Annotated in this window: 15 protein-coding genes and 3 pseudogenes; 5 read left to right on the forward strand and 13 right to left on the reverse strand. The window is 61.0% G+C overall.

Annotation, left to right across the window (positions count from 1 at the left end; all coding sequences use genetic code 11):
- The 3 genes and pseudogenes from JQC81_RS32890 to JQC81_RS03080 all read right to left on the reverse strand — a co-directional run.
- Positions 1-617: pseudogene (locus JQC81_RS32890) on the reverse strand (transposase); the annotation flags it as partial.
- Positions 618-1,256: 639 nt separating this feature from the next.
- Positions 1,257-2,444 carry a multidrug effflux MFS transporter gene (locus tag JQC81_RS03075; RefSeq protein ID WP_312887463.1) on the reverse strand — a complete coding sequence of 396 codons (1,188 nt, stop codon included), beginning with the start codon at positions 2,442-2,444 and terminating at the stop codon, positions 1,257-1,259.
- A gap of 227 nt (positions 2,445-2,671) precedes the next feature.
- Positions 2,672-3,268, reverse strand: a complete 597-nt coding sequence (locus JQC81_RS03080; RefSeq protein ID WP_203270257.1) for a TetR/AcrR family transcriptional regulator — start codon at positions 3,266-3,268, stop codon at positions 2,672-2,674.
- Between the two features lie 78 nt (positions 3,269-3,346).
- On the opposite strand from JQC81_RS03080, the gene JQC81_RS03085 reads away from it, so the two are divergent.
- The 4 genes and pseudogenes from JQC81_RS03085 to JQC81_RS03100 all read left to right on the forward strand — a co-directional run.
- On the forward strand, positions 3,347-4,537 hold the full coding sequence (locus JQC81_RS03085; protein ID WP_203270258.1) for a thiolase family protein: 1,191 nt from the start codon (positions 3,347-3,349) through the stop codon (positions 4,535-4,537).
- Positions 4,538-4,672: 135 nt separating this feature from the next.
- A complete protein-coding gene (locus JQC81_RS03090; RefSeq protein ID WP_203270259.1) occupies positions 4,673-5,782 on the forward strand; it encodes an ABC transporter substrate-binding protein in 1,110 nt (369 codons plus the stop codon).
- Between the two features lie 63 nt (positions 5,783-5,845).
- Entirely contained in the window at positions 5,846-5,992 is a 147-nt protein-coding gene (locus tag JQC81_RS03095) for a hypothetical protein (protein WP_203270260.1), read from the forward strand.
- 221 nt (positions 5,993-6,213) lie between these two features.
- Positions 6,214-6,413, forward strand: a pseudogene (locus JQC81_RS03100) (MFS transporter); the annotation flags it as partial.
- A gap of 96 nt (positions 6,414-6,509) precedes the next feature.
- On the opposite strand, the gene JQC81_RS03105 reads toward JQC81_RS03100, so the two are convergent.
- The 8 genes from JQC81_RS03105 to JQC81_RS03140 form a co-directional block, all read right to left on the reverse strand.
- Complete coding sequence (locus JQC81_RS03105; RefSeq protein ID WP_203270261.1) at positions 6,510-7,652, reverse strand: M24 family metallopeptidase; 1,143 nt, start codon at positions 7,650-7,652, stop codon at positions 6,510-6,512.
- A 172-nt stretch (positions 7,653-7,824) separates the two neighbouring features.
- Complete coding sequence (locus JQC81_RS03110; protein ID WP_203270262.1) at positions 7,825-8,595, reverse strand: ABC transporter ATP-binding protein; 771 nt, start codon at positions 8,593-8,595, stop codon at positions 7,825-7,827.
- Entirely contained in the window at positions 8,595-9,431 is an 837-nt protein-coding gene (locus JQC81_RS03115) for an ABC transporter ATP-binding protein (protein ID WP_203270387.1), read from the reverse strand. Before JQC81_RS03115 ends, JQC81_RS03110 begins: the two co-directional genes overlap by 1 nt.
- Positions 9,432-9,447: 16 nt before the next feature.
- Entirely contained in the window at positions 9,448-10,365 is a 918-nt protein-coding gene (locus JQC81_RS03120) for an ABC transporter permease (RefSeq protein ID WP_203270263.1), read from the reverse strand.
- Entirely contained in the window at positions 10,362-11,390 is a 1,029-nt protein-coding gene (locus JQC81_RS03125; RefSeq protein WP_246520193.1) for an ABC transporter permease, read from the reverse strand. Before JQC81_RS03125 ends, JQC81_RS03120 begins: the two co-directional genes overlap by 4 nt.
- Before the next feature lie 116 nt (positions 11,391-11,506).
- Complete coding sequence (locus JQC81_RS03130; RefSeq protein ID WP_203270264.1) at positions 11,507-13,099, reverse strand: ABC transporter substrate-binding protein; 1,593 nt, start codon at positions 13,097-13,099, stop codon at positions 11,507-11,509.
- Between the two features lie 17 nt (positions 13,100-13,116).
- Positions 13,117-13,605: a GAF domain-containing protein gene (locus tag JQC81_RS03135; protein WP_203270265.1), complete on the reverse strand. Its 489-nt coding sequence runs from the start codon at positions 13,603-13,605 to the stop codon at positions 13,117-13,119.
- 9 nt (positions 13,606-13,614) lie between these two features.
- Positions 13,615-14,187, reverse strand: a complete 573-nt coding sequence (locus tag JQC81_RS03140; protein WP_203270266.1) for a helix-turn-helix domain-containing protein — start codon at positions 14,185-14,187, stop codon at positions 13,615-13,617.
- Positions 14,188-14,903: 716 nt separating this feature from the next.
- Between JQC81_RS03140 and JQC81_RS03145 the strand changes: the two are divergent.
- Positions 14,904-15,042 (forward strand): annotated as a pseudogene (locus tag JQC81_RS03145) (integrase core domain-containing protein); the annotation flags it as partial.
- Positions 15,043-15,320: 278 nt separating this feature from the next.
- On the opposite strand, the gene JQC81_RS03150 reads toward JQC81_RS03145, so the two are convergent.
- Positions 15,321-15,761 (reverse strand): VOC family protein, encoded by a 441-nt coding sequence (locus JQC81_RS03150; RefSeq protein WP_203270267.1) that lies wholly within the window; start codon positions 15,759-15,761, stop codon positions 15,321-15,323.
- A gap of 93 nt (positions 15,762-15,854) precedes the next feature.
- Positions 15,855-16,637: an AraC family transcriptional regulator gene (locus JQC81_RS03155; RefSeq protein WP_203270268.1), complete on the reverse strand. Its 783-nt coding sequence runs from the start codon at positions 16,635-16,637 to the stop codon at positions 15,855-15,857.
- Positions 16,638-16,640: the final 3 nt, after the last annotated feature.

Below are 16,640 nucleotides of genomic sequence, written 5' to 3' on the forward strand. Positions count from 1 at the left end.
CTGGTTGGGCCGCTCGGGCTGGCATCGCCCCTCCCGTTGCACCACCATCTTGCGGCGCCGCGGCTGCTTGCTGCGCAGGGCCAGCCCTTCCTCGCGGTAGAGCCGGTAGACGACATTGCGACCGACGGTCCAGCCCTCGCGCTTGAGCAGGATGTGAACGCGCCGGTAGCCATAGCGCACGCGCGTGCGCACGATCTCGTGCATGCGCTGGCGCAGCTCGTGGCGCGGATCCCTCGTCAGCGGCTTGCGCTGGGTGGAGCGATGCTGGCCTGTGACCGAACACGCCCGCCGCTCACTGTAGCCATGGGACGCTTGCACGTAGCGCACCACTTGCTTCAGGAGCGCGGGCCGGGAAACTTTTTTGACAGCACATCCTGCAGCACGGCTTTGTCGAGGCTGAGTTCGGCCACCAGCCGCTTGAGGCGGGCATTCTCCTCGACCACCTGCTTGAGCTCGCGCACCTGGTCCGATTCAAGGCCCGCGTACTGCTTCTTCCAGCGGTAAAAGGTCTGCTCCGAGATCCCGACCTGCCGGATCAGGTCCGTCACCGGCAGCCCCAGTTCTGCCTGCTTCAGGACCGCCACGATCTGCTCAACCGAGAAGCGCTTCTTCCTCATGACAAACCTCCTTCACCGCAAAAGGAAATCTGCCGAGAAAACTAACATAAGAGCTGGACCACTTCCCCCGTGTCACCTCAATCCGGACGAGCAACTCGCCCTGCTCCAGGAAGACCTATGCGGACCCAACATGGTCATGCGCATCGTATCCTTCGAAGGGCGGCCATTTGCCTACGCATAGGATTACGACGTCAGCTGCTGGCCGCAACCGCACCTCCGCGATCTGCCGCTGGGAACCAGGGCAGTCGACGCCTTTATTGGCGAGGTCAGCATGATCGGATTCGGACATGGAGCCGCATTCCTAAGGCTCCTGGCTCAACGTCTTCGAGACGATGGTGCTCCTGTTGTCGCCATCGCCCCCCATGTCGAAACCGACGGGCTCAACACGCCTATAGTAATGTTTGCGAAAGTTGAATTCCTGGTGCGCGTTCATGGCTTTGCCATTCCCCCTAAGACTTGCTTCATTCTAAGGATAACAGTCATGGAACGGCACGAAATGTCTCGTAACACCTTCCGGCTTTTTGCTGCGACAGCTGCGTCGTAGCGAAGTAAGAAGGCTTGAGCGGAGCTGCCGAAGAACGGCAAGGAAATCTTGGGTTGGATCGCAGATCAACTTTCGGTGGCTATAGGGGCGGCAGCTTAGGAACGATGGTTCGGAAATAACAGGAACGCGAGGAATGACCCTCCGAACAGGAGGCCACCAAGTGCCATTGTCGGAGGGAAAGGCAATGCTGTGCCCAGGGCGGTGCCAATTGCAGCACAAGCCATTTGCAGGAACCCAAGGAGCGCCGATGCCAGGCCGGCTTGTTGGCCAAATGGTTGCAAGGCGATTGCTGTACCAAGCGGACTGACCAAGCCCATCCCGAACAGAAACGTCGTGATGGAGACTACAAACAAGGTGAAGCTCGGTGCGGCCGTTTCCGTAAGCAGGATTGCGCCTCCTGCGATAGCGATTATGGTACCTGCAACGGCAACCTTTCGTGCGTCCCAGCGGCGAGCCAAGCGCGGAGCGAGCAAGCCCGCCCCAAATACCACAAAGACAGTGCCCGCAAAGAATAGGGCGAGGTCCAAAGGAGAAAGTCCGAGAACATCAATGAGAATTGTTGGAGTAACGCCGAAGAATGCGAACAGTCCTCCTGCGAGGAAACCAACAGCTAGCCCCGGCCGGATGAATTTGACATCGACAGCGAGATTCACATAAGCCGATGCAACAGTTCGGACTGAATGTGCCGCGCGCCGATCGGACGGATGAGTCTCACCCATTCTCGCAAGATAGTAGAGGCCCAGCACCCCGCCGAGAACGCCAACTAAGATGAATGTGGAGCGCCAGCCAAATATCGCTCCAAGTGCGCTTCCGAGCAGGGGAGAGAAGCCAGGGGCAGCCGCCATTGCGATCATCGTTAGAGACAGAGCCCTCGCCAGTGGCTCGCCTTCAAACAGATCCCGCGCGATGGCCCGCGACAGAACGGACGCTGCTGAGGCTCCAAGGGCCTGAATGATACGACCAGCTATCAGCGTCCCAAGACTATCGGCAGACGCACAGATTGTGCAGCCAAGGATGAACACGATCAATCCTCCGAGCACAAGTTGCCTGCGTCCGAACCGGTCTGACAGCGGCCCCACAACGACTTGCCCCGCTGCGAAGGCCATGAAGAAACTGGAAAGCGTCAAGCTGAGGTCTCGTGACGAGATTCCGAAGGCGGCCGCTAACGCAGGGAACGTCGGGAGTATGATGTTCGTCGCGAGCATACCAATCGCACCGAGGCATGCCAGGAGCGTCAGCACACCGCCTGTTGACTTGCTCTCGCTGACCGTGGCCGCAGCCACATTCGCGTTCCTATTGGTTGTAGGCACAGGTCGTCTCCCTCAGGCTCAGTACTGGACGTCAGTGCGTCAGTGTTATGTTAAAACCCGATCTCACTCAGCTTGTGGGCTCGCCGGCGGGAGTTGCGTGGACTCGTCCTGTCTCTGAGGATCAGGAGTGTAGAACGCGAACTCTCGCTGGCTTGGTTTTTCTGCTTTCGACATAGGACAGGTAGTGTACCTAGAACTCGCTAGGTGTTCCGCTGCGCGAGCCGCAGGGCGGCGTCCTGTCCGGATAGGAGGATTGCCTCAGCAAGCGCAGGGTCTGCTGTGACACGAGCGAGTTGCAGTGTTCCGATCATGAGCGCAAAGATCGAATAGGCGGCTTCCCTTGCCTTTGCTTTCGACATTGTTGAGGGCAATTCAGAAACGATGATCTCCACCATCTCGTCCGCAGCCTGGGCCATTATGTCCCGGCTTTGCGGATCATTGCGGGCCACCTCCGGAGCAAGAGCGGCGACGGAGCAGCCTTTCCCCGGGTGATTACGATGCGGCATAGACAAATAGCGCCGCACGATAGCTTCCAGGCCATCCTCGCCGCGCTCGCGGGCACCTCGCGCCTGTTCAAGCCAGTCCTCACGTTTACTGGCGTGAGCCTCAGCGAGAGCCTCGCGAACGAGGGCATCTTTGGATCTGAAGTGCGCATAGAAGCCGCCATGGGTAAGCCCAGCCTCGGACATCAGTCCAGCGATGCTGACGGGCTCAATCCCCTGGGCGCGAAACTGCTCGGCTGCAATCTCGACGACCCGTTTGTGCGTCTGCTCCTTACGACCTTTCTCGTACGGCATGCCTGCTCCTCGCTTCCTACTGGACTATGCATTGCATAACACATATGGTATGTGTAACACAATGTATTGGAGATCAATATGCCATCACCCGATCCCGTCGTCATCGCTTCCGGCGTCCGCACTCCTCTCGGGCGCTTCCAAGGCAACCTCTCCGGGATGACAGCCTCAACCCTTGGCAGTCACGTTATTCGTGCCGCGCTCGAGCGGTCCGGCCTTGAGCCCGAAAAGGTGGATGAAGTCCTGATGGGGTGCGTATTGTCGGCTGGCCAGGGGCAAGCGCCAGCCAGACAGGCGGCTCGTGGAGCTGGTCTACCGGATACAACGGGTGCGACTACGGTCAATAAGGTCTGCGGCTCGGGTATGAAGGCAACGATGATCGCGCATGATCTTATTCTCGCAGGATCAGCTAGAATTGTGGTCTCCGGCGGAATGGAGTCCATGTCCAATGCGCCGTACCTCCTGGCAAAGGCCCGCAGCGGTTACCGTGTTGGTCATGACCGCCTGATCGACCACATGATGATGGATGGTCTGGAGGACGCCTACGATGGTGGGCGCCCGATGGGTGACTTTGGTGAGGCGACCGCCGAAGCCTACCAGTTCAGCCGAGCCGACCAGGACGCCTATGCGGCCGAGACACTGTCCCGCGCACGAAGGGCTGTCGCGGAGGGCGGCTTCGCCGCCGAGATCGCGCCTATCCTCATTCCCGGCAAGATGGGCGAAACGACCATCGATGCGGACGAGAATCCCCTCAAGGTGTCGCCGGACCGAATCTCGTTTCTGAGGCCGGCGTTCCGCCCCAATGGCACCATCACAGCGGCGACCTCTTCAGCCAACGCCGATGGATCGGCAGCACTCATTCTCACGCGCCGTTCAGTTGCAGAGCGTGAAGGCCTGCCTATGCTCGCGGAAATTAGAGGCCATGCAACCCACTCCCATGACCCGGCTTGGTTCACGACTGCGCCAATTCCAGCAATCAGAAAACTTTTAGAAAGAGTAGGGTGGACCGTCGGCGATGTGGACCTGTTCGAGATCAATGAGGCCTTCGCAGTTGTCGCGATGGCGGCGCAGCGAGATCTCGGCATTCCTCGCGACATCCTCAATGTGAATGGTGGCGCCTGCGCCCTAGGTCACCCCATTGGCGCGACGGGTGCCCGCCTGATCGTGACCTTGCTCCACGCGCTGGAGCGCCACGGATTGTGCCGCGGGGTGGCTTCCCTGTGCATTGGCGGCGGTGAGGCGACGGCAATCGCCATTGAACGCACCGCTTGAGCGCCGGATGCGCTCGGCTTGGTGGAGAATGGTCCTGCTTGGGCCATCTGACTCCCGGCGACTGGAAATGACTTCCATAACAATCACAGGCTTGTCTCTCGATGATAATTCTCAGGCCTTAGAAGACACGAACACATGAGTACACAACTTCCTGCGCTTGGAGTAGAGCCAATCGTTAAGTCAAGCGTCCGAATCGGTGTCCTGGCTCCGCTAACTCGACCTGGCTGGGTTAAGGCAGGACGACACTTGCTCGCTGGACTTGAGCTGGCCGTTTGCGAGGTCAATGATCGTGGCGGAGTCGCCGGAAGACCACTTGATCTAGTCGTTCGAGACACCGCGGCTGATCCTCAGGTAGCTGCGGAAGCCGTCGATGAGTTGGCTGACCTAGGCGTTGTTGCCTTGGCGGGTGAGTATCATAGTGTCGTCGCTCGCGCCGCTGCTGCCAGGGCCGACGCCCGCGGCCTGCCGTTCCTCTGCTCATCAGCCGTGCTCGACGCGCTCACCGAACAGCCAACCGACTGGGTGGCGCGTATCGCCCCGGCGCAGTCTTACGGCTGGCAGATCTACGCTGACTTCCTCTTCAGCGCAGGCCACCGTCGCATCGCCGTAGCCGCCGACTCAAGTATCTATTGGGCATCGGGAGCTCGCATTCTCCGGGACTATCTCGCTCCACGCGGCGGTACCGTCATCGAACTCGACATGCGCTCGCTTCCGCCTAGGGCCGTGTGCGACGAGCTTGTCGGCAATGGTGCCACAGCGTTGCTTCTTCTGGTCGGCCACCCGGAGCCGGCAGTGTCGATTGTCAAATCCGTTCGCCAGGACCAACGGCTTGTCGGGATTATGATTGGTGCTCCAGCCGGGCAACCAGAGTTCACCGAATGGGCGACGTTGCTGGGCAGCGGCGGTGCCGCGATCCCGTTCCTGCGCTACCTGCCCGACCGCCTCAGCCCGCTCGGGACAAGAGTCGCGACGGCCCTCCGCAACCAGCTAGCCGAAGAGCCTTCCTTTGTCGCCTTCGAGGGCTATGACACGATAGCCGTCCTCGTCGAGGTATTGCGCTCTCGTGCGGGCTGGGCGCACGCTGCCGATCCTTGGTCGCGGGTCGTAGCTGAAGGCACTCGTGGCAGGATACAGTTCTCCCGCGTACCAAGGATCAGTGTGTGGCAGTGGGCTTGGGCGCCAATCCAAGTCGTTGATCGAGATCCGGAGGAACCAAATCGCTTCCGTACACTCTACACGGCATGATCATGTCTGGATGGACTTGCTTCGCGAAAATGGAGAGCACTTCAATGAACCGGGAGGATCTCCATGCCCCAAACCTATCAACGCTTTACCAAAGAGTTTCAGGATGAGGCCGTTCGGCTTGCTCTGACCAGCGGCCGCAGCCGCCCCGCTCGGCGTCATTCGACGCTCGACTACGTCAGTCCGGTTCAGTTCGAAAGGCTGACCGGATAGACAGCAAAACGCCCTCCACTAAACCGAAGCAACTCCACAAACGCTTTGTGATGTCTCGCTGGTGTGCGATCGCCAGCCTGACTCCGGGTTTTTGTTGAACCTTTGGTGGTTGATGGATCCCGCTGAGAAAGCGGAACTTCGCATGCTGCAACGATAGAGGCTGGTTCGTGCGCGTGCGAACGACAGAGATATCCCTGCACCTCGCAGGGTGTCGCGAGTAGATCGGGCTCTGCGTTCTGTCGTCGCCTGACTGGTCAACTCGATGGACCTGTCCGTGCACTTTCTGGCGATGCCCGCCATCGTGGGGGATCTTGACCCGGCGGCATCGGAACTGCTCTGGATCAACGACATCTACGGCTTCATGGTCACGGGCTTTCTCGTGACCATGGGCACGCTCGGCGATCGCATCGGCCGTTGGCGTGACATTCGCTCCATCGACCCTGTCAGAATATAGATGCGCTCCATGTGCGCAAAGAGCGGTCCGAACAACAATGCTCCGCAAGTGCACCGGAAGGTTTTAGGCGAATGGTTCGGTTGGGCTTTTAGCGGGCATGGTGAACCAGCTGGGACCAGTGTCGGTCATATGAATGTGGTCCTCAAGGCGGATGCCGAATCTACCCGGAAACACGATCATCGGTTCGTTCGAGAAGCACATCCCGGGTTCAAGTAGGGTCGAGTTGCCGGAAACTAGGTAAGGCTCCTCGTGGATCTCGAGCCCGAGCCCATGGCCGGCGCGGTGAGGGAGGCCTGGAAGAGCATAGCCCGGCCCAAGACCATAAGTGGAAAGAACACGACGGGCCGCATCATCGAGACTGCCGCAAGTTGCTCCTAAACGGGCTGCCTCAAAGACAGCCTGTTGCGCCTCGCGCTCAATCGCCCAAGCTCGTGCGAATTCCCTAGTCGGCTTCTCCAGCACGTAGGTGCGGGTTATGTCGGAGTGATAGCCGTCGATCCGGCAGCCCGTGTCTACGAGCACGACATCACCGGGTGCATAGACTTGGTCGCTGTCCGCACCGTGCGGATGAGCGGTCGCAGGCCCGAAGGAAACGATGCAAAAAGAAGAGCCGCCATGCGCGCCGAGAGCCCGGTGCTGTTCATCAGCATACCGCACCGCCTCGGACGCCCGCACACCCGGCTTGATGAAGGCATGCACACGACGCTGAACCTCGAGCGTCAGGCTCATGGCATGTTTGATAAGATTGATCTCGGACGGGGATTTGCGGATTCTCAGGTTGCGGATCAGCCGGCCGCCATCGACCAGGCGCTCAGCGCCAAAGACGTCGACAAGCTGATGGTAGACGAACAGCGGCAGGCTATCGTCGAGGGCGAGCTTCACGCCGGGTTGTACGAGGGAGGCGATCAGCGCGGCGCTACTTTCGTCCTCCTGCCAGGTGACGATTTCACCATGGATCCGAGAAAGGGTTTCGACACGGCTCCGCTCGAACTCAGGGACAATGTAGTAGATGCCATCTAACGTCACGAGAGCGCCAAGCAGGCGTTCGCTCGGACGCCAGACAAGGCCAGTGAAATAGCGCAGGCTCTCTGTCGAGCCGAGCAAAAGGCCACTGACGCCTCTCTCCTCAATAGAAGCTTGCAAACGCGCGATCCGCTGTTGCCGCTCCTCATCCGATATCCTCGGGACAGGGTGAGACCAGGACATGTTAGGTTTCCTTTCCTCGCGTTTGTACTTTGAGTGCGCGAAATGCGGCATTACTCGCCACGAGGGCATTGCTGATGAAACTGCTGCGGCTTGCCTGAGGTCAGGGCACTAGGCCGATCCCTTGGGTTGCCTCACAGATCCGGACCTCTGATATCGCCAGGGTCTAGATCATCTACTGCGCCGCGCTTTCTCCTGAGGCGGTGATTAGCTCCCGCGTATAGGGATGTCCGGCTTTGCGCATGATCAGGTCGTCGGCGGAGAGCTGTTCAACGATGCGACCTCGCTGCATCACCGCCAGCCGGTCGCAGACATGTGCGATGACGGCGAGATCATGGCTGACGAACACGCTCGTCACAGATCGCTCCTGCCGGATCACCGCGAGAAGATTCAAGATCTCGGCCTGAACGGAGGCATCAAGCGCGCTGGTTGGTTCGTCGAGCAGAAGCACCTCCGGTTCGAGAGCAATCGCGCGGGCAATTGCCACACGCTGACGTTGTCCACCGGAGAGTTCGTGCGGAAATCTGTAACGGAACCGCGTTCCGAGACCCACCTGATCCAGCACTGCGGCTATGCGGCGATCGAGATCGGTAAATCCGTGCAGCTTCAGGCCGTCGGCAATGATGCGGTCGATTGTATGGCGTGGATTGAGAGAGGCATAAGGATCCTGGAACACCATTTGAACACGCCGGTGAAAGGCGCGCGGTGGGGAGCGACCCGGTTCCAGGTTCATGCCGCCGATCATGATCCGGCCCTGCCAATTAGGCGACAAGCCCGCAAGGACCCGCAGAAGGGTCGACTTGCCGGATCCCGATCCGCCGACCAAACCGAAGGTCTCTCGGGGCATGACGGCGAGGTTAGCGCCGAACACCGCCTGAAATCGGTTACGGCTCACGCCGTAGAACACGTCCGCGGCCTCGACAAGAATAAGAGGCGAGTGGAACATCAGGCAGCCTCCCAGGACGGGTCGCGGGATAGCGTCGGCAGCATGTGCCCACGGGTGGCTGGCGACGGCAGGCACGCGAGCAGACCACGGGTATAGGGATGTGTCGCTGCGTCGAGGTACCGGGCGTCGAGGGTTTCCACCACCCGCCCGCGATACATGACGAGAATGCGATCGCAGAAGCGGGCCACCATGGGAAGATCGTGGCTGATGAGGATGAGCCCGAGGCCACGATCCGTAACGAGGGTATCCAGCAGCCGCAGGACCTGTTCGCGTACGACCACGTCGAGGGCACTTGTCGGCTCATCGGCGATCAGGAGGTTGGGGCTCGATACCAGCATCATGGCGATCATCGCGCGCTGTCCCATACCACCGGACAATTCATGCGGATAGGACTTGTAGACCCGCACGGGATCGTCGATGCCGACCGCTTCAAGCATTGCAAGCGCCCGCTCGCGGCGCTCGCCGCGCCTGATGGGCTCGTGCAGGCGCAGGGTCTCCTCGATCTGGTTGCCGATGCGTTTGATGGGATTGAGGGAGAATTTCGGATCCTGCAAAATCATGCCGGCCTTCTTGCCGCGAAGGGCCTGCCAGCCGCGCGGGCTCAGGCCCATCAGGTCCATATCCTCCAGCTGCAGGGTCCTGGCCGTCACCTGGCCGGGTGGCCGGACGAGGCCTAGGATAGCACGGGCGGTCATGGACTTGCCCGAACCGGACTCGCCGACGACGCCGATCTTCTCTCGGCCCATCGTCAGGGAGAAGTCACGCACCACCGGAACTGGTCCGCTCGGGGTCGGAAAGGTGACGGTCAGGCCGTGAACTTGGAGCAGCGGTTGCATCATGACTTCCCACTCCTCAATCGTGATGCTTCGGATCGAGCACGTCACGCAGACCGTCGCCAAGCAGGTTGAATCCAAGGCTGACGAGTACGATTGCGAGCCCAGGCACTGCGGCGACCCACCAAGCGTCGAAGATGTGGTCTCGCCCGGCAGCGATCATCGCGCCCCATTCCGCCATTGGAGGCTGAGCTCCAAGGCCAAGGAAGCCGAGGCCCGCGGCGGTCAGGATGATGCCGGCCATATCGAGCGTGGCCCGGATTGCTGCCGAGGACAGGCACAGCGGTAAGATCTGCCCTGTGATGATCTGGCCGCTCGGCATGCCCAGCCCACGTGCGGCCTCGACGAATTCCGAATGACGCAAGGACAGGGTTTCCGCGCGGGCGAGGCGCGCATAGGGCGGCCATGCCGTGATCGCAATGGCAATGACCGCATTAACGAGGCCCGGCTGCAGCACTGCGACCAAGGCCAGGGCGAGGATCAGCCGGGGAAAGGCCATGACGATGTCGGTGACACGCATCAGCACGGCTTCGACCCAGCCTCCAAAATAGCCGGCGAGAAGGCCGATCGCGACACCGAAGGGGGCCGACAGGGCCACGACTAGAACTACGATCATGAGCGTCGGCTGCGCGCCGTAGAGGAGGCGGCTGTAGAGGTCTCGCCCCAACTGGTCGGTGCCGAGCCAATGAGCCGCACCGGGTGGCGTCAGGCGCGCCGCGAGGTCCTGCGCCATGGGATCGTGGGTCGCGAGGAGCGGCGCCAGGATGGCCGCGAACACCAAGGCTAGGACAATAAGGCTGCCGGCCAGCGTCGAGGGATTACGGGCAGCCCGGTGGAGCGCCCGTGCGAGCTGCACGAGCCGCGCCTGCGTACGGGAGGACGGCTCAAAGCGAGTGCCGACAGGTTCAGGAAGAGACGGAGAGGATGCGACGATCATCGGCTGCGGGTCCGGGGATCCAGGATCGGGTAGAGGATCTCAGAGATTTTGTTGAGCAGGACGAAGCAGACGCCGACCACGAGCGTTCCGCCGAGAACGGCGGGCATGTCGGCGGAGAAAAGGCTGTTGGTGATGTAAAGACCAAGCCCCGGCCATGCGAACACGGTCTCCGTCAAAACGGTGCCTTCGAGCAGCTGCGCATAAGCGAGGGCGATGACAGTGATCACCGGAACGAGCACGTTCGGCAAGGCGTGGCGCCAGAGAACGTCCGCCTCCGAGGCGCCCTTCAGGCGCGCTGTCGTTACGTATTCCTTGCTCAATTCTTCAATCATGAAACCGCGGGTCATGCGTGCGATATAGGCGAGCGAGAAATAGCCAAGCAGCAGGGCCGGCAGGGCGATGTGCGATAGGGCGCTGCGGAACGCATCCCAGTCCCCCGAGTAAAGGGTATCGACCAGCATCAGCCCGCTCCACTCCTCGACAGAATAGCGGTAGGCGGTGTCGATGCGGCCCGGACCGCCCGACCACCCGAGCTGGGCATAGAAGATCAGCAAACCGATGAGGCCGAGCCAGAAGACCGGCGTCGAGTAGCCCAGCAGCGATACGCTGCGGATGATCTGATCGGGCCATCGATTGCGCCGATGCGCGGCAAATACACCGAGGGGAACGCCGAGAATGATGCCGACCAGGATGCCGAGGGTCGACAGCTCGACGGTCGCCGGGAAGACGCGCGCGATGTCCTCGGAGACTGGACGGTTGCTGAGGCTGGACTGTCCGAGATCTCCGCGCGCCACTCCGCCGATGTAGCGCCCGAACTGGATCCAGACCGGCTGATCGAGGCCCAACGCCTCACGGGCCTTGGCATAGGTCTCGGCAGACGCCTTGTCGCCGACGGCGGCGACGACGGGGTCGATCGGCATGACGCGACCAACCACGAAGGTGACGAGGAGAAGGCCCACGAGCGTGATGAGGAGCGCTGCAAAGCCACGCGCCGCCATCACTCCCCCTAAGACCAATCCCCTCATCGTAACCTCCCTCCGGGCATCGGATTTACCGATACTCTCCCGTGATCAGTGCAGCGTTATTCACAAGCCTTGAGCCGTATCAGCGGAAAGCGGGGTCCCGTTTTCCGCTAATTGCGCTAGTTCTTCGTCACATTGCGGTAGACGACGAGATCGTTCGTCGGGCCATGGATGAAGCCCTTCACCTCGTCGCGCAGGGCAACCTGAGCCTGGGCCTGGAACGTCATCGACCAAGGCGATTGCTTCAAGACTTCCCGCTGCAGATCACGATACATGTCGAGGCGCTTGGTCGGATCACGCTCCACAAGCGCGGCCTTCGTCCTAGCTGAAAGCTCGGGGATCAGCCAGGAATTGCGCCACGTCGTGGTGCTCTGCGGAGCGGTATCCGCATTGTCGACATTATAGGCGAAGGCCTTGGCGTTGGAGTGCGGATCCATGAAGTCCGGCGCCCAGTAGAGAAGCATGCCCTCATGCTGACGCGCCCGGTACTTGGTGATCACTTGGGCAGAGGTCCCCGGGATAAGGTTCACCTTGATGCCAGCCTGTCCCATCGTGGCCTGGATCGATTGCCCGATATCGGTGAAGGGCGGAGACGAGATCATATCCACGTCGATAGTGAGTCCCGAGGGCACATTCGCCTTGGCGAGAATGTCCTTGGCCTTTGCCACGTCGAGCTTGTACGGGTTCTCGTTCACGGCACCCGGGAAGCCCTCCGGCCAGAAGGTCTGATGCACCTTCATCTGACCCTTCAACAGCGTGTTGGCGATGCCGTCGTAGTCGATGAGGTACTTGGTGGCCTCCCAAATCGCCGGGTTCTTCAGCTTGTCATGCTTCAAATTGAGGCTGAAGAAGTGCAGCGCCGCCTGCGGATAGGTCTCGACCTTGATGCCTGGCTTGTCCTTGACGGCGGCGATCTGATCGGGGCCAAGGTTGCGGGCGATGTCAGCGTCGCCCGACTCGATCATCAGGCGCTGGGTCGAAGGCTCGGCCACATGGCTGAGCACCACCTGGTTCATCTTGGGCGCGCCCTTGACTGCATCCTTGTTGGCGTCGAGCACCACCGCCTCGCCTGGCCGCCAGACACGCAACTTGAACGGGCCGGAACCGGCGGAATTGCGCGACAGCCAAGCGTTGCCGAGGTCATTATCCTTGGCATTCTTCGTGGCCTCCTTCTCGTCCACGATAGAGCCGGGGCGGGCGGCGAGTGCGTTGAGCACGAAGGAGGGCGCGAAGGTTTCAGGAATCGTGAGCGTTACCTCAGTGTCGGACGCTTTCTTGATCATCTGCTCGACGTTGTCCGGCTTCCAGCCGAACTGCGTGAGGATGAACGCCGGTGCCTTGTTAAGGGTGACCACGCGGCGTAGCGAGAATACCACGTCCTCCGGGCGTACCGGATTGCCGGAGGCGAACTTGGCGCCCTGACGCAATTTGAAGGTGAAAGTCCTGCCGTCCTCAGAGACGGTCCAGCTCTCAGCGAGGCCAGGTGCGATCTTGTCGATGTTCAGCGGATCGTACTCGACCAGGCGGTCATAGATGTTGGCAACGATCTCGCCGCTCGTGAACTCGTAGGCTTGGCCCGGATCGAGGCTCACGATGTCATCAATGTTCTTGGCGACAACGAGCACATTCGGCGGTGATTTGGCTTCGACCGACACCGCACTCATCGTGAGTGCGAGAGCGGATGCAGCCAGCATGAGACGCATCGGTTTCATTGGTGTTCCCTCAATCTTTAAGCAGCCTGCTCCAGGAGGACCGGCAGGATCTGCCTTGCGATGATCATGGCCATGTCGACGTGACGCTCTTCATAGGCGCCTTCGCGGTCGAGCAGATTCACGGTGCCGAGCACCGCCCCACCGAAAATGATCGGGAGGTTCATCACGCAGCCCAGGCCAAGGCCCGTGATGGTCTCGTGGTCGGGAAAGAGTGGGGCGAAACCGGCCGGCGTCTTGGCCAGGAACGGCTTCATCTCGCCTCGCACGCGCTGGGTGTAGGCGTTCGGCAGCACCGGCTTGCGGCCGCCGACCGGATAGACATCCTGGTTGGTCGAGTAGATCCGCTCCACCTCGCGTCCGCCTGCGAGCATGCGCGTGACGGTATAAAGCTTGTGCCCCACGGCCTCATCGAAGGCCTCACCGGCCGCTTCCAGAATGGCGGAAGGTTGCTGGGACGCCGCCCAGGCATTCTGCACGTTCATCGCGAGCTGGATCACGTCTTTCATGGTTCGTCCTCAGGGATGGATGCCTTGCGGCTGGTCGCCATTGCGAAAAACAGGCACCGTGCCAACCCAGATCAGGGTCGCGAGGTCCTTGCCCCGGTTGGCATAGGAATGGGGGCTATCGCCACGGAAGTGGCAGGTATCTCCGGGGCCGAGCACGACCGTGGTTTTGTCAATGGACTGCTGGAGTTCCCCAGACACCACGTAGATCCACTCCTCGCCCGTGTGAGAGATGGTCTCCGCCCGGTATCCCGGCGGAACGTGGATCATCACGGCGTCAATCTGCTGTCCCGGAAAAACAGTCGAGAGGCGCTCGTAACGCAGTGCAGAGTCGCCAATTGAGAACCGGGCGCGCTGGCCGGCGCGGGTGACTGCATCCGCATTCAGACCAATCTGAACGAAGGTCGAGACCGGCAGCTCAAGCGCCTCGGCAATACCGGCGAGACTTCCCAGGGAGGGCGTCGCCTTGCCTCGTTCCACCAGGGAAAGGAAGGCTGGCGAGATGCGGGCCCGCTCGCAAGCTTGAACAAGAGTAAGGCCCCGCTTCTGGCGCTCTTGGCGGATCAGGGCACCGAGATTCGACACCAGCACCTCACGAGCTTGCCCGGAGGAGTCAGAGAGCGCGTTGAGGGGTTGGTCGTTGATGTCCATAAGCTCGACTGTTGCATAGATTTTTATTTAAGTAAAATTTTTTTACTCAGATTGGCGCCAACTCTTTGGACAGGACCTCAGTTTGGGGATTGCGGAATGGACCGACCCATCATCACCGGGCGCTGTTGCTTTCCGGCCTAGACCATCGCTCGTGCCGTTTGGCTGGACTTCCGGCTCCTGCCTGAGCCAGGATTGGTCGGCAGCTGCTTTCCGAGCGCAGGGTTGCCGCCTCTTGCGAGACAGTTCCACACTTATGGGAGGCATCACAGACTGCGAGTAACGCACAGAAACAGCAGGCATTTAGCAGAATGAACGGATACCAGCTTGACGATGCCCTACAGAATAAATGTTGCTTAGTAACATTTATTCTGTAGGGCATCGTGTGGCATGATGGAGGTGGTTCAGCGAGACGCACTTGTAACGCGGCACGGTGCTGCTGTGGGAGAATCCCAGAATGCATATCCGCTATTGTGGCCTGCCTCCACAAAGGTGGTGCTCCCTGATGTATGGCTTTCGAGCCGAAGGGAGGACGAGAGGATGAGCAAGAAGAGACACACGGCTGAGGAAATCGTTTTAAGCTGCGGCAGGTGGATGTGCTGACGGCGCAAGGCCGCACGGTAGCCGAGGCAGCCCGGTGTGACCGAAGTTAGCTCCCGGATAAACTGCTAAAAGGCGAAATCTTCAATACGCTCAAGGGGGCTCAGATTGTGATCGAAACAGAGGCGCCACTACAATACCGTGCGCCCGCACCCATCCCTGGGCTCCGAGCTACCCGCCCCAGAGGCAGTGCTCTAGCCGGCTGCGCAACCCCGACCAGCTCCGCCGGCCACCCCGGCTGTAGCGCCTCGGTCGATCCTCCATCACCGTTTCTCGACCCGGCATCTCGTCTGGTACGTCGCCGATCTCGCGTGGAAGGAAGAGGCGCGGCGGATGAGCAATGGGGCGCAGAGCCGATCAATGCTCGCACAGGAGCTCGGATTGCCAACGTCGCGGTACCTGTGCGGCTCCTGGCAGGGCAACAGGCCGCCGGAATTGATCTGGGAAGGTGATCCGGCAGCGGCCGCTCGTCAGGACAGGAGCCAGACTGAGTCCACGGGAACGAAAGCAGGGTTCCACACGATCTCCCAGACGTGCCCGTCGGGATCCTGGAAGTAGCCCGCATAGCCGCCCCAAAACGTGCCTTGGGCGGGCTTGAGGGTCCTGGCCCCAGCCTTCCGGGCTTGCTCCATGACCTCGTCCACCTCATCCTTGCGGGTGACGTTGTGCCCGATCGTGAAACCCGTCGGGCACGGAGCCGTCTGCGGCAATCCCGTGTCGTGGGCAAGATCGGCGCGAGCCCACACGGCCAGCTTCACCTGGGACTGAAGGTCAAAGAAGGCAACGGCTCCGTGCTCGAACTCCTTGCCGACGATACCATCGGTCGACAGCCCGAGACCGTCGCGGTAGAACGCAACAGCCCGTTCCAGATCCTCAACCCCAAGCGTCAACACCGAAATACGTGGTCTCATTCGTCCTCCGCTCCATGTACGGCCGACATCGGGACGGCCGCTGGATCACATCATGGCAGTGTCGGGAGGAGCCGTCTTGAACAAAACGGCCAGTCAAGCTGCCAACTGGTGCACGAGCTCGCTTGCCGTCATCCCGCAGAGGGACTGGATCTCGCGCGTGAGGTGGGCTTGATCGGCATACCCGGCACGGAACGCGAGGAGGGCCAGCCCCTCATCCGCTTCCGTTCGCGCGAGAGCCTGGAACCTCTGAAAGCGCAGGATCCGGTCGAGGGTCTTCGGGCTGTAGCCGAAAAGCTCATGGCACAGGCGTCGCAAGGTCCTCTCGCTGACCCCAAGGCGTTCGCGCAGCGCCTTGATCTGGCGCCCTCCGACACTCGCGCCGGCCCTGAGGAACTCGAAGATCATCTTTGCCTCCTGGCGCGGGTGTTCCACCCTCAGTGCCTCGGCGGCCAGAAGTTCCTGCAGGACACGGAGCTTGTCTCTCGTCGAAGACGCCGCTCTGATCCTATCCGCGACGCGGTCGGCCTCGCTGCCCCAGAACTCTGTCATTGGGACTTCCCGCCCGACGATCCCCGTCAGAGGCTGTCCCAACCACTTGGCTGCGGATCCTGGTCTGAAGCGAATGCCGAGAACGATAGCGCCTGGTCCCAGTTCCGGGGTCGCAGCAGTGATGTCAGGACCCACAACCGTGAACCGATCGTCCCGCCAGAGGAGATCGACGCAGCCGTCCGGGACGACGGCGACAGGTCCTAAATGGTCCACGGCGACTGAACTCATCCACACGCACTGGAAATGGGGGAGCAGCCGGGTGATCGGAAGGGCCTCAGTATATCGCCCGGCCCGGTTGGCCAGGATCGGCGCGTGTTCACGCGGCATGAC

This window comes from Microvirga arabica (genome assembly GCF_016811235.1).
Lineage (GTDB): Bacteria > Pseudomonadota > Alphaproteobacteria > Rhizobiales > Beijerinckiaceae > Microvirga > Microvirga arabica.